Consider the following 13,786-nt stretch of genomic DNA (forward strand, 5'->3'; position numbering starts at 1 on the left):
ATATGGGGTTAGGTATGCGCATGCGCGCGCTGGTTACTGTGGTAGGACTTCTGCTGGCGACATTGGCTGTCGACGCGTTGGCCGCTACACAGGTACGAAGTGTTCGCTTATGGCGTGCTCCGGATAACACCCGACTGGTCTTCGACCTGTCCGGCCCGGTACAGCACAGCGTCTTCACCCTGCAGTCTCCGGATCGTCTGGTCATCGACATCAACGGTGCGACGCTGGGCGGTTCGTTGAACATTCCCACGGCCAATACGCCGATCACCAACATGCGTTCTGCACAGCGCACGCCGGATGACCTGCGGGTGGTCATCGACCTGAAAAAAGCCGTGACGCCGAAAAGTTTTACCCTGGCGCCGAACCAGCAATACGGCAACCGCTTGGTGGTTGACCTTTACGACAACGCTGCCGACGCCAATCCACCTCCGAGCGTCGCTGATACGCCTGCAACCGTGGCACCGGCCACGCCTGCAGTCCCGGTGAGCCCGTCGAAGCCTGAAATCAAACTGCCTCCGGTGCCCAACGGCAAACGTGACATCGTGGTCGTGGTCGATGCCGGGCACGGCGGTGAAGACCCGGGCGCCTCGGGCGGTCGCGGGCAGAAAGAAAAGAACGTGGTGCTGTCGATCGCAAAAGAACTGCAGCGTCAGATCAACGCTGAAAAGGGCTACCGCGCCGAGCTGACACGTACTGGCGACTACTTCATTCCATTGCGTAAACGCACCGAGATTGCCCGCGCCAAAGGTGCGGACCTCTTCGTGTCCATTCACGCTGACGCTGCGCCTTCGTCGGCAGCCTTTGGTGCTTCGGTGTTTGCCCTGTCGGATCGAGGCGCCACCTCGGAAACCGCCCGTTGGCTGGCAGACAGTGAAAACCGTTCCGACTTGATTGGTGGTGCGGGCGCTGTGAGCCTGGATGACAAGGACCGCATGCTGGCCGGTGTGCTGCTCGATCTGTCGATGACTGCCTCGCTGACCTCGAGTCTCAACGTGGGCCAGAAGGTGCTGACCAACATCGGGCGGGTGACTTCGCTGCACAAATCGCGCGTCGAGCAGGCGGGCTTCATGGTGCTCAAGTCGCCGGATATTCCGTCGATCCTGGTGGAAACCGGCTTTATCTCCAATGCCGCCGAGGCCAACAAGCTAGAAGGCTCAAGCCATCAGCAGGCGTTGGCGCGCTCCATCACTGCAGGTGTGAAGCAGTTCTTCCAGCAAAACCCGCCACAGGGTACTTACATTGCCTGGCTGCGTGACAACGGCAAGCTGGCCATGGGCGCTCGCGAGCACACGGTTCGCCCTGGCGAGTCCCTGAGCATGATTGCCGTGCGTTACGACATGAGCATGGAGGCACTGCGCTCGGCCAACAAACTCAGGTCCGATGAGCTGAAGATTGGTCAGCAACTCAAGATTCCGAGCGCGGAACTGGCGGGTGAGCCATGACCGATCTGCTGCTTGATGAGCAAGGCTTTGACGCAGGTATAAACGCCGACAGTCCGGCCGCTCAAGCGGCGCGCATCCAGTTGCTCAGCCCGCGCCTGGCCAACCAGATTGCAGCAGGCGAGGTGGTTGAGCGTCCTGCGTCGGTGATCAAGGAACTGCTGGAAAACAGCCTCGACTCCGGTGCGCGCCGCATCGATGTGGATGTCGAACAGGCGGGCATCAAGCTATTGCGGGTCCGCGACGACGGCGGTGGCATCTCCTCCGATGACCTGCCGCTGGCGTTGGCGCGACACGCCACCAGCAAGATTCGTGAGCTCGAAGATCTTGAGCGGGTCATGAGCCTTGGCTTCCGTGGCGAAGCGCTGGCGTCGATCAGCTCGGTCGCACGCCTGACGCTGACGTCCCGCACCCGCGATGCCGACCAGGCCTGGCAGGTTGAAACCGAGGGCCGCGACATGGCATCCCGCGTTCAGCCTGCTGCGCATCCGGTTGGTACCTCGGTGGAAGTGCGTGATCTGTTTTTCAACACGCCAGCGCGGCGCAAGTTTCTCAAGGCCGAAAAAACCGAATTCGATCATCTGCAGGAAGTGATCAAGCGCATGGCGCTGGCGCGTTTCGACGTTGCTTTCCACCTGCGGCATAACGGCAAGACGATCCTCAGCCTGCACGAGGCTCGCGATGACGTCGCTCGCGCGCGTCGGGTGTCTGCGGTCTGCGGCCCGGGTTTCCTTGAGCAGGCGCTGCCCATCGAGGTTGAGCGCAACGGCCTGAAACTGTGGGGCTGGGTGGGCTTGCCGACGTTCTCGCGCAGTCAGGCCGATCTTCAGTATTTCTTCGTCAACGGCCGCGCCGTTCGCGACAAGCTGGTCGCGCACGCCGTGCGTCAGGCCTATCGCGATGTGCTGTTCAACGGGCGTCATCCGACGTTCGTGCTGTTTTTTGAAGTGGATCCGGCCGTCGTCGACGTCAACGTGCACCCCACCAAGCACGAAGTGCGCTTTCGTGACGGGCGCATGGTTCACGACTTCCTGTATGGCACGCTGCACCGCGCGCTGGGTGACGTGCGCCCCGAAGATCAACTGGCCGGTACGACATCGGTCACCGCGCTGGTGCGTCCCACCGGGCCGGAAGCGGGCGAGTTCGGGCCGCAGGGCGAGATGCGTCTGGCGAACAATCTGCTGGAAACCCCGCAAGGTTCGGCCTGGAATCCGTCGTCCGAGGCGGGCGCCGGAACCGGGAGTGGGGCAGGATATCAGTATCAGTACACGCCCCGTCCTAGCGCGATGCTGCCGATCGCCGAGGCGCAGGCTGCGTATCGCGAGTTCTTCGCACCGCTGCCCGGCGCCCAGGCGAATCCGGTCGCGACAGGTGTTGCCCTGCCCGAGTCTCAGGGCGATGTTCCGCCTTTGGGCTACGCGCTGGCGCAACTCAAAGGCATTTATATTCTTGCGGAAAACGCTCACGGCCTGGTGCTGGTGGACATGCATGCCGCTCACGAGCGAATCATGTACGAGCGCCTGAAGGTCGCCATGGCCAGCGAAGGTCTCAGCGGTCAGCCGTTGTTGGTGCCCGAGTCGATCGCGGTCAGTCAGCGTGAAGCTGATTGCGCTGAAGAGCATATGGCAACGTTCCAGCAGTTGGGTTTCGAGCTGCAGCGCCTTGGTCCGGAGAGCTTGGCGATCCGACAGATTCCCGCGTTGCTCAAACAGGCTGAAGCCAATCGCCTGGTGCACGACGTGCTGGCCGATTTGATGGAGTACGGCACCAGCGACCGCGTGCAGGCGCATATGAACGAACTGCTTGGCACGATGGCCTGTCATGGGGCGATCCGCGCGAACCGGCGTCTGGCAATCCCGGAAATGAATGGCCTTCTGCGCGATATGGAAAACACCGAGCGCAGCGGTCAATGCAACCACGGAAGGCCGACCTGGACCCAGCTGGGCCTGGACGATCTCGACAAACTATTCCTGCGCGGTCGCTGATGAGTGCTCTTCCTCCGGCCATCTTCCTGATGGGGCCGACCGCCGCTGGCAAGACCGATCTGGCTATCGAGCTGACCAAAGTCTTGCCTTGCGAACTGATCAGCGTCGATTCGGCGCTGGTTTATCGGGGCATGGACATCGGCACCGCCAAGCCTTCAAAGGCGCTTTTGGACACCTATCCCCACCGCCTGATCGATATCCTCGATCCCTCGCAGAGCTATTCCGCCGCTGATTTTCGTACAGACGCGCTGCAGGCCATGGCTGAAATCACCGCCCGGGGAAAAATTCCCCTGCTGGTGGGCGGCACCATGTTGTATTTCAAGGCTCTATTGGAAGGCCTGGCAGACATGCCGGCGGCCGATGCCCAGGTTCGTGCGCAACTGGAGGCTGAAGCGGCCAGTCGTGGCTGGCAGGCGTTGCACGATGAGTTGGCGAGTATCGACCCGGTGTCGGCGGCCAGGATTCATCCCAATGATCCTCAGCGGCTGGTTCGTGCGCTGGAAGTCTATCGGGTCAGCGGGATGAGCATGACCGCACATCGCGAGCAACAAAGTGCGCAAAGTGCTCAAGCTGGCGGTTCGGGGCGGCATCAATTGCCCTATACTGTCGCAAATCTCGCGATCGCACCGACGGATCGCAAGGTACTGCATGACCGGATCGCACTGCGTTTCAGGCAAATGCTTGATGAAGGATTCGTTGAAGAAGTTGTGGCGTTACGTTCGAGGGGTGACCTGCACTCGAATTTACCGTCTATAAGAGCTGTAGGGTATCGCCAGGTCTGGGACTATCTGGATGGCAAACTGACTCGGGACGAGATGCAGGAACGCGGCATCATTGCCACGCGTCAATTGGCCAAGAGACAGTTCACCTGGTTGCGAAGCTGGGAAGATTTACACTGGTTGGACAGCCTGGCTTGCGACAATCTGCCACGCACCTTGAAATACCTGGGATCGGCCTCCATATTGAGCTGAGTCCTTGCAATAGCCGTCTATCCTTGGGGGGTAACGGCCCAAGCCAATGTTTTCGAATTTATTCTATTGATCCTTAAAGGAGTGCGGCACATGTCAAAAGGGCATTCGCTACAAGACCCTTACCTGAACACTTTGCGTAAAGAAAAGGTTGGGGTTTCGATCTATCTGGTAAACGGTATCAAGCTGCAAGGCACGATCGAGTCCTTCGACCAGTTCGTTATTTTGCTGAAGAACACTGTCAGCCAAATGGTTTACAAGCACGCCATCTCCACCGTCGTTCCGGTTCGTCCTATTCGTCTGCCTAGCGCAACCGAATCCGACCAGGCTGACGCAGAGCCAGGTAACGCCTGATAGGAGTCTGCTTTGTTCTTTGAGCGCCACGGTGGTGGTGAGCGGGCAATCCTCGTTCATTTGGATGGTCAGGACCCTGAGGCGCGCGAAGATCCGCAGGAGTTCCGGGAGCTGGCTCTTTCGGCAGGTGCCGATATCGTCGCGTTTATCAACGTGCCACGGCATCGGCCAACGGCCAAATATCTGGTAGGCAGCGGCAAGGTCGAAGAGCTACGGGACCTGGTCAAAGCCGAGAAATCGGATATCGTCATTTTCAATCACGTCCTTACACCCAGTCAGGAACGCAACCTTGAAAGAGTTTTCGAGTGTCGCGTGCTTGACCGTACGGGCTTGATTCTCGACATTTTCGCCCAGCGGGCGCGCACTCATGAAGGCAAGTTGCAGGTCGAGCTGGCCCAGCTCGAGCACATGAGCACGCGTCTGGTTCGTGGCTGGACTCACCTTGAGCGTCAGGGCGGTGGTATCGGCCTGCGTGGTCCGGGTGAAACCCAGCTGGAAACGGACCGTCGTCTGTTGCGGGTCCGCCTGCGCCAGATCAAGGGCCGTCTCGAAAAAGTCCGCAGTCAGCGCGACCAGGCTCGTCGCGGTCGTTCACGCGCCGACATTCCCACGGTGTCCATCGTGGGATACACCAACGCCGGTAAATCGACACTCTTCAATGCGGTGACCGATTCCGACGTCTACGCTGCTGACCAGCTGTTCGCAACGCTCGACCCGACGTTGCGCCGTCTTGAGCTCAACGACCTGGGGCCGATCGTGCTGGCCGACACCGTGGGCTTCATCCGTCACCTGCCGCACAAGCTGGTCGAGGCCTTTCGGGCTACGCTCGAAGAATCGAGCAACTCGGACCTGCTGCTGCATGTCATCGACGCTCACGAGCCCGATCGCATGGAGCAGATCGAGCAAGTGATGGTGGTGCTGGGCGAGATCGGTGCCCAGGACTTGCCGATGCTGGAGGTCTATAACAAACTCGATTTGCTCGAGGGGGTTGAGCCTCAGATTCAACGCGATGCCGATGGCAAGCCGCAGCGGGTCTGGGTATCTGCTCGTGATGGTCGCGGTCTGGACTTGCTCAAGCAAGCCATTGCCGAGCTGTTGGGGAATGATCTGTTTGTTGGCACTTTGTGTCTGTCACAACGCTTCGCCCGGCTGCGCGCCCAGTTTTTCCAATTGGGTGCGGTGCAGAGCGAAGAGCATGACGACGAAGGTCAAAGCCTGTTGGCTGTACGTTTACCCCGAGTTGAATTCAATCGCCTGGTGAGTCGCGAAGGACTGCAGCCGCTGGAATTCATCGAGCAACACACTTTGCAATAAAAGCCTGAAAAAGCGGTTGTGCTGCTTTGACAGGCATTCTGTAGCATTGGTCGGCGCGCCGCGGGCGCGTCTTTGCTTTATCAGATGGAGAGCGCTATGGCTTGGAATGAGCCGGGTGGCAACTCGAATAATCAGGATCCTTGGGGTGGTAAGCGCAAGGGCGGCGACCGCAAGGGGCCACCAGATCTCGACGAGGCCTTCCGAAAGCTGCAGGAAAGCCTGAATGGGTTGTTCGGTGGTGGTAAGAAACGCAGTGGTGATGGCGGCGGCAGTGGCGGCGGTTCGGGCAAGGGCGGCGGTCTTGGCCTGCTCGGCATCGGCCTGGTCGTGCTGCTCGCAATCTGGCTCTACAACGCGATCTACGTGGTAGACGAGCAAGAGCAAGCCGTGGTGCTGCGTTTTGGTAAGTACTATGAAACGGTCGGGCCGGGTCTGAATATCTATTTCCCGCCCTTTGACCGCAAGTACCTCGAGAACGTGACGCGTGAACGTGCGTACAGCAAGCAAGGGCAAATGCTCACCGAAGACGAAAACATCGTCGAGGTGCCGTTGACCGTGCAGTACAAGATCACCAACCTGCAGGATTTCGTGCTCAGCGTCGATCAGCCTGAAGTCAGTCTGCAACACGCTACCGAAAGCGCATTGCGCCATGTGGTCGGTTCGACCGCCATGGATCAGGTGCTGACCGAAGGTCGCGAGTTGATGGCGAGCGAGATCAAGGAGCGCCTTCAGCGTTTCCTCGACACCTATCGCACCGGCATCACCGTGACCCAGGTGAACGTACAGAACGCTGCTGCGCCGCGTGAAGTTCAGGAAGCGTTTGATGACGTGATCCGTGCCCGTGAAGACGAGCAGCGTTCGCGCAACCAGGCCGAAACCTATGCTAACGGTGTGATTCCGGAAGCCCGTGGTCAGGCCCAGCGTATCGTCGAAGATGCCAACGGTTACCGTGACGAAGTGGTTTCTCGTGCCAAGGGTGAGGCGGATCGCTTCACCAAGCTGGTCGCCGAGTACCGCAAGGCACCCGAGGTTACCCGCGAGCGTCTGTACCTGGACACCATGCAAGAAGTCTTCAGCAACACCAGCAAGGTACTCGTGACCGGCGACAAGGGTCAGAACAACTTGCTCTATCTACCGTTGGACAAAATGATCGAAGGCAGCCGTAGGGGTTCGGCATCGTCTGCAAGCGGCGCGGCGACCACTGTCGTCGATCCGGGCTCTCGGGCTGCGGACATGCAACAGCAACGCGACACGCGCACTAGGGAGACTCGCTGATGAGCAATAAATCTCTGGTTGCCCTGATTGTCTGTGTCGTTCTGGCTGTTGTGGCGTGGAACAGCTTCTACATCGTTGCTCAGACCGAGCGTGCCGTGCTCTTGCAATTCGGTCGCGTGGTTCAGGCTGATGTTCCACCGGGTCTGCACGTCAAGGTTCCGTACGTGAACCAGGTGCGCAAGTTCGACGGTCGCCTGTTGACCCTGGATGCGCCGACTCAGCGTTTCCTGACGCTGGAAAAGAAAGCCGTCATGGTCGATGCCTACGCCAAGTGGCGCGTGAAGGACGCTGAGCGTTTCTACACCGCGACATCGGGTCTGAAGCAGATCGCCGACGAACGTCTGTCTCGTCGTCTTGAATCGGGTCTGCGTGACCAGTTCGGTAAGCGCACCCTGCACGAAGCCGTGTCGGGTGAGCGTGATGCGCTGATGGCTGACATCACGGCGTCGCTGAACAAGATGGCCGAGAAAGAACTGGGCATCGAAGTCGTCGACGTTCGCGTCAAGGCGATCGACCTGCCGAAGGAAGTGAACCGCAGCGTGTTCGAGCGTATGAGCACCGAGCGTGAACGTGAGGCTCGCGAGCATCGCGCCAAGGGTAACGAGCTGGCAGAAGGCATTCGTGCCGATGCTGATCGTCAACGCCGCGTGCTGCTGGCTGAGGCGTATCGTGAGTCCGAGGAAGCGCGTGGTGACGGTGATGCACAAGCCGCCGCGATCTACTCCAAGGCCTACGGCCAGGACCAGGAGTTCTATGCGTTCTATCGCAGCCTGCGCGCTTACCGTGAAAGCTTCGCCAACAAAAGTGACGTGATGGTGCTTGATCCAGGCAGCGAATTCTTCCGCTATCTGAATAAAGCCAAACCGTGATCGTCAACCGCAATTGAGACCTCCGCCGGGCGGCAAAACTGTCCGGCGGGGTGATCGCACGCGAAAACGTGTGTATGATGCGGCAGCCGGGAAATTCCCGGCTTTTTTGCGTCTACACGATTGATTGGCCGTGGCGTGTTTCGTGCGCGGCAGTTTTTTCGAGGACAGTGTTGGCAAATCTGCGGCGCGTCTCGTTCTGGAATTAAGGTTCCTGGACACGTTCGTCGGGCTCAACGCTGTCTGCTTCACTCAAGGCTTGCCCAAGGGTTGGCCGCCCGGATCATAGGGGAAAGGCGTAATGGCAACGGTTGACCGCTGGCTGCTGCCGGATGGCATCGAAGAAGTACTGCCGCCGGAAGCTGCGCGCATAGAAGTGGCGCGTCGTCAGGTGTTGGATCTGTTTCAGAGCTGGGGCTATGAGTTCGTCGTCACCCCACACATCGAATACCTTGAATCACTGCTCACAGGCGCTGGCCAGGATCTGGATCTGCGCACCTTCAAAGTGGTCGATCCGCAATCAGGTCGGCAGATGGGTTTCCGCGCGGACATCACGCCGCAGGTCGCCCGCATCGACGCGCATACCTTGCGCCGCGAAGGCCCGAGCCGTCTGTGCTACGCCGGCAGCGTCCTGCACGCTCAGCCACGCGCACTGTCCTCCTCGCGCAGCCCGATTCAGCTCGGTGCCGAGTTGTACGGCGATGCCAGTCCAAGCAGCGATGTCGAAGTCATCAGCCTGATGCTGGCTATGCTGAAACTGGCAGATGTGCCTGACGTCCATATGGATCTGGGGCATGTCGGCATCTACCGTGGCCTGGCCCGTGCGGCCGGTTTGTCCGGTGAGGTCGAGCAACAACTGTTTGATGCATTGCAGCGCAAGGCAATCGACGAAGTCATCGCTTTGACCGAAAACCTGCCGGCGGACCTGGCAGCCATGCTGCGTGCGCTGGTCGATCTGTGTGGTGGCCGCGAAGTATTGACCGCGGCCCGTGATCGTCTCGCCAAGGCGCCAGCACCGGTTATCGAGGCGCTGGATGACTTGCTGGAAATCGCCGAGCGGCTGTCGGCGCGTTTCCCTGATCTACCGTTGTATTTCGACCTCGGTGAGTTGCGCGGCTATCACTACCATACGGGTGTGGTGTTCGCGGTGTTCGTGCCGGGTGTCGGCCAATCGATCGCCCAGGGTGGTCGCTACGATGACATCGGTGCTGACTTTGGTCGCGCACGTCCGGCAACGGGCTTCTCCACCGATTTGAAAACCCTGGTCACGCTGGGGCAGGCGCAGATCGAGCTACCGTCTGGCGGTATCTGGATGCCTGACAGCACCGATGCGGCACTCTGGCAGAAAGTCTGCCAGCTGCGCAGCGAAGGTGAGCGCGTGGTTCAGGCGTTGCCAGGCCAGTCGGTCTCGGCGGCGAAAGAAGCCGACTGCGATCGGCAATTGATTCAGCATGGCGAGCTTTGGCAGGTACTGCCGCTGGCCTCTTGAGTTTTCCAGTCGGCTGCAGCCGGCACCCAGTTTGCGTGAATGAGGACAAGTGTTATGGGTAAGAATGTCGTAGTCCTGGGCACCCAGTGGGGTGATGAGGGCAAAGGCAAGATCGTTGATCTGCTGACCGAACATGCTACCGCGGTAGTTCGCTATCAAGGCGGCCACAACGCCGGTCACACCCTGGTGATCGATGGCGAGAAAACCGTTCTGCACCTGATTCCGTCCGGCGTACTGCGCGAAGGCGTTCAGTGCCTGATCGGCAACGGCGTGGTCGTGGCGCCTGACGCACTCATGCGTGAAATCACCAAGCTGGAAGAGAAGGGTATTCCGGTGCGCGAGCGCCTGCGCATCAGCCCGTCCTGCCCGCTGATCCTGTCGTACCACGTTGCGCTGGACCAGGCGCGTGAAAAAGCCCGTGGCGAGCACAAGATCGGTACAACCGGTCGTGGCATCGGCCCGGCTTACGAAGACAAGGTTGCGCGTCGTGGCCTGCGCATCGGTGACCTGTTCCACCGTGAGCGTTTCGCCGCAAAGCTGGGCGAGTTGCTGGATTACCACAACTTCGTTCTGGTGAATTACTACAAAGAGCCGGCAATCGACTTCCAGAAAACACTCGACGAGTGCATGGAATACGCTGAGCTGCTCAAGCCAATGATGCTCGACGTTACCGCTGCGCTGCACGAAATGCGTCGCGCTGGCAAAGACATCATGTTCGAAGGCGCACAGGGTTCGCTGCTGGACATCGACCACGGGACCTACCCGTACGTCACCAGCTCCAACACGACCGCTGGCGGCATTGCCACCGGTTCGGGTGTCGGCCCGATGTTCCTGGACTACATCCTGGGTATCACCAAGGCCTACACCACGCGTGTGGGTTCGGGTCCGTTCCCGACCGAGCTGTTCGACGACGTGGGTGCATTCCTGGCCAAGCGCGGTCATGAGTTCGGCGCGACGACCGGCCGTGCCCGTCGTTGCGGCTGGTTCGATGCTGTCATCCTGCGTCGCGCCATCGACGTCAACAGCATCTCGGGCATTTGCCTGACCAAGCTGGACGTGCTTGACGGTCTTGAAACCATCAACATCTGCGTAGGCTACAAGAACGCAGACGGCGCAGTCATCGACGCGCCGACCGATGCTGACAGCTACATCGGCCTTGAGCCTGTTTACGAGCAAATGCCTGGCTGGACCGAGTCGACCCTGGGCGCCAAGACCCTTGAAGAGCTGCCAGCAAACGCGCGCGCATATATCGCTCGTCTGGAAGAACTGGTCGGTGCGCCAATCGACATTATTTCGACGGGCCCTGATCGCAACGAGACCATCGTTCTGCGTCACCCGTTCGCTTGATAAGTCGTTGAAATAAAAACAAAGGGTCGCTCAGGCGGCCCTTTGTTTTGCCTGCTTGATCGTCCTCGCAATGTCGGCACAACACTTGCTGTAAATACCGCCAGAAAAGATGCCATCATTTTAATGGCGTTTGTTGTGGGGGAATCTCCTGTGTCAGCCGTCCTTTCGCTTCTTCGCAGCCGCTTGCTGCGCCCCGTATTCATTGCGCTTGGCATTGCCCTTTTGGTGCAGGTCCTGGTGGCGGTCGCCCTTACCCGGAGCACCGTGACTGCGCTGGAAGCTGACCTCGCCGCACGGCTGGGTGTAGATTCGCAACACTTGTCGGGAGAACTGGAGCAGGCGAGCCGTGACGTAACGTCCAGCCTCGACAGCCTTTCTCAAAATACCCGTCAACGTCTGAGCGCCGGTTTGTCCGCCCGTCTGAAGGATGAACAAAAGCAACTGCGCGCCACGCTGGAAAAAGACCTGAAGGACTCGGCTACCGATATGGCTGAGCTTCTCGCGGCAGTTGCCCCGCGCGCCATGTGGGACGGCGACACCCCGACGCTGTCGGAATTCGCGCGCCGTGCGCAGCGCAATCCCAATGTGTTGTTCGTGGTTTACGACGATGCGCAGGGTGAGCATCTGACCCGTTATCTGAATCGTGACAACGAGTCGATTAAGTCGCTGCTCGCCAAGGGCGAGGGTGAGCGGGCAATGGACAAGGTCCTCAATGCCGCGCAGAAAGACCCTTCGGTTTATTACGTTGAAGCGTCGATCAGCCCTAACGGTGTGGAAATCGGCAAGGTGCGCATGGGCGTGTCGACCGCCACCGTCGAAGAAAATCTGATGGCGCTGGACAAGCGTTTCACTGCACTGATTGGCAGCGGCGGCCAGCTTGTCTCAGAGAGTCTGGGTGGCGCGGCCGCTGAGAGTTCCAGTGCTCTGCGTTCCCGTCTGACGACGGCGCAGACAGCAGCGTCGGCGATGGCCACCAATACCAGCACCACTGTTCAGGATGCTGCGGCCACGCTGCGTTGGAGAATCGGTGTAGGCCTGGCGTTGGTGGGTCTTGCCGTATTACTGGCGCTGGCCGTGGTGCTGGGTCGTCGTGTGGTTCTGCGCTTGCAATTGCTCAATCGCGCGCTGGACGATCTGGCAGCGGGCGAGGGTGACTTGACCAAGCGCGTCAAACTCAACAGTAACGACGAAATCGGCGATATGGCCGCGGCGGTGAACCGGTTCGTGGACAAGCTGCAGCCGATCGTTCGTGAGGCGGGAGACGTTGCGCAGCAGACCGGTGTCGAGATCGGCGCCATGAGCAAGCGCAATGCCGGTGCCGATGCGGCCGCAGAATTGCAGCGCGATGAGGTGGCCGCCAGTCTTCAGGCGTTGGCGCAAATGGCTGACGAAGCGCAGGCCGAGAGCCATGCTATGCAAGCAGCGCTGCAGCAGGTGGTCGATATTCGTCAGGCGACCGATGAAAACACCCGTACTTCGAATCAGGTCGGTGGTTTGATCGAGGCGTTGGCCGGACAGGTTGAGGCCGGCTCCCAGGTTATCGAGCGTCTGGCGCAGCAGAGCCAACAGATTGAGGTGGTGCTGGAGGTGATTCATGGCATCGCCGAGCAGACCAACCTCTTGGCGCTCAACGCCGCCATTGAGGCGGCACGCGCAGGCGAGACCGGCCGTGGTTTTGCGGTGGTCGCTGATGAGGTGCGGGCGCTGGCGAGCAAGACGCAAAGTTCCACAGGTGATATTCAGGAGCACATCGCCAAGTTGCAGTCCGGGGCGAAGGAGGCAGTCGCGACGATCGGTCTGGCAGGGCGTCAGGCCAAGGAAGGGCTTGCGGTCTTGCGTGACAGCGCGCGCCTTCAGCAAACCGTGCAGGTCTCGGTTGAGCAGGTTCATGCAGCCATTGGATTGGCGACTCGCGCGGCTGAGCATCAGGCCAAGGGTGCGCAGGCCGTGAGAGGGCGTGTTGAGAATATCCATGCACAAGCCGAAAAGGCCGCGCAGGCGGTTGTTGAAACGACGGCAAGTGGCAAGACACTGGACAAGCTTGCGGCGCAGTTGAAGGCAAGCCTGGGGCAGTTCCGGGCTTGATACGCTTTGATTGAGCCTTTGCAGGCGTGAGCTTGCTCGCGATCACAACGCATCAGGCAATGCTGCGCGCACTGATGTAGGGCTGTCGCGAGCAAGCCTGCTCTGCAGGTGAGGCGGGCTTCGGGTCCGAAAATTCCAATCCCCGAAAAGCACAAAACCGAGCACTTGGCTCGGTTTCGTTTTGTTTGGTGCCCAGGAGAAGACTCGAACTTCCACGACCGTAAGGTCACCAGCACCTGAAGCTGGCGTGTCTACCAATTTCACCACCTGGGCATGGCGCTGATTTAATTAGATTTTTCATTTCAATGCAACACAAATTTGCGATTTTGTGAGGGACGTGAGAAATCTTCAGCGGGATGCAGACGCAGTGGGCGTTCGATAGGGAGAAGGAAGTGATCTACGCTCAGATCTGTTTTGTGGGGTGGTTGATTTTCAAACCCCAGAAAGCACAAAACCGAGCACGTGGCTCGGTTTCGTTGAATTGGTGCCCAGAAGAAGACTCGAACTTCCACGACCGTAAGGTCACCAGCACCTGAAGCTGGCGTGTCTACCAATTTCACCATCTGGGCAATTCGTTGATTTCGTTGGACTAATTTTTCAAAAAGCCGTTTGATTTCAACTACAACGTGGCAGTGCCGTCGTTGTGGGGCGCATCTTACGGATG

Annotated in this window: 9 protein-coding genes, 2 tRNA genes and 2 pseudogenes; 11 read left to right on the forward strand and 2 right to left on the reverse strand. The window is 59.5% G+C overall.

Going from position 1 to position 13,786, the window contains the following annotated elements; genetic code table 11:
• Positions 1–2: 2 nt before the first annotated feature.
• The 11 genes and pseudogenes from BLS87_RS07945 to BLS87_RS35175 all read left to right on the forward strand — a co-directional run.
• Complete coding sequence (locus tag BLS87_RS07945; RefSeq protein WP_208605150.1) at positions 3–1,442, forward strand: N-acetylmuramoyl-L-alanine amidase; 1,440 nt, start codon at positions 3–5, stop codon at positions 1,440–1,442.
• Complete coding sequence (gene mutL, locus BLS87_RS07950) at positions 1,439–3,424, forward strand: DNA mismatch repair endonuclease MutL (protein WP_074751828.1); 1,986 nt, start codon at positions 1,439–1,441, stop codon at positions 3,422–3,424. Before BLS87_RS07945 ends, mutL begins: the two co-directional genes overlap by 4 nt.
• Positions 3,424–4,395 carry a tRNA (adenosine(37)-N6)-dimethylallyltransferase MiaA gene (miaA, locus tag BLS87_RS07955; protein WP_074751830.1) on the forward strand — a complete coding sequence of 324 codons (972 nt, stop codon included), beginning with the start codon at positions 3,424–3,426 and terminating at the stop codon, positions 4,393–4,395. Before mutL ends, miaA begins: the two co-directional genes overlap by 1 nt.
• A gap of 90 nt (positions 4,396–4,485) precedes the next feature.
• Complete coding sequence (hfq, locus tag BLS87_RS07960; RefSeq protein WP_062379035.1) at positions 4,486–4,746, forward strand: RNA chaperone Hfq; 261 nt, start codon at positions 4,486–4,488, stop codon at positions 4,744–4,746.
• Positions 4,747–4,758: 12 nt separating this feature from the next.
• Positions 4,759–6,060 carry a ribosome rescue GTPase HflX gene (gene hflX / locus BLS87_RS07965; RefSeq protein ID WP_074751831.1) on the forward strand — a complete coding sequence of 434 codons (1,302 nt, stop codon included), beginning with the start codon at positions 4,759–4,761 and terminating at the stop codon, positions 6,058–6,060.
• A gap of 96 nt (positions 6,061–6,156) precedes the next feature.
• A complete protein-coding gene (gene hflK, locus BLS87_RS07970) occupies positions 6,157–7,335 on the forward strand; it encodes an FtsH protease activity modulator HflK (RefSeq protein WP_074751833.1) in 1,179 nt (392 codons plus the stop codon).
• The gene (gene hflC / locus BLS87_RS07975; RefSeq protein WP_074751835.1) at positions 7,335–8,204 is read left to right on the forward strand and encodes a protease modulator HflC; all 870 of its coding nucleotides are present in this window, start codon (positions 7,335–7,337) and stop codon (positions 8,202–8,204) included. The genes hflK and hflC overlap by 1 nt, the downstream gene beginning before the upstream one ends.
• Before the next feature lie 298 nt (positions 8,205–8,502).
• Positions 8,503–9,690, forward strand: coding sequence for an ATP phosphoribosyltransferase regulatory subunit (locus BLS87_RS07980; protein WP_074751837.1), 1,188 nt, complete (start codon positions 8,503–8,505; stop codon positions 9,688–9,690).
• Between the two features lie 54 nt (positions 9,691–9,744).
• A complete protein-coding gene (locus BLS87_RS07985; RefSeq protein WP_074751839.1) occupies positions 9,745–11,037 on the forward strand; it encodes an adenylosuccinate synthase in 1,293 nt (430 codons plus the stop codon).
• A gap of 966 nt (positions 11,038–12,003) precedes the next feature.
• Positions 12,004–12,216 (forward strand): annotated as a pseudogene (locus BLS87_RS35170) (methyl-accepting chemotaxis protein); the annotation flags it as partial.
• 390 nt (positions 12,217–12,606) lie between these two features.
• Positions 12,607–13,122: pseudogene (locus tag BLS87_RS35175) on the forward strand (methyl-accepting chemotaxis protein); the annotation flags it as partial.
• A gap of 186 nt (positions 13,123–13,308) precedes the next feature.
• Here the strand turns inward: BLS87_RS35175 and BLS87_RS07995 are convergent.
• Positions 13,309–13,395 (reverse strand) — tRNA-Leu (locus BLS87_RS07995).
• A 209-nt stretch (positions 13,396–13,604) separates the two neighbouring features.
• Positions 13,605–13,691: transfer RNA gene (locus tag BLS87_RS08000), tRNA-Leu, on the reverse strand.
• Between the last annotated feature and the right edge of the window lie 95 nt (positions 13,692–13,786).

The sequence above is a fragment of the Pseudomonas abietaniphila genome (assembly GCF_900100795.1).
Lineage (GTDB): Bacteria > Pseudomonadota > Gammaproteobacteria > Pseudomonadales > Pseudomonadaceae > Aquipseudomonas > Aquipseudomonas abietaniphila.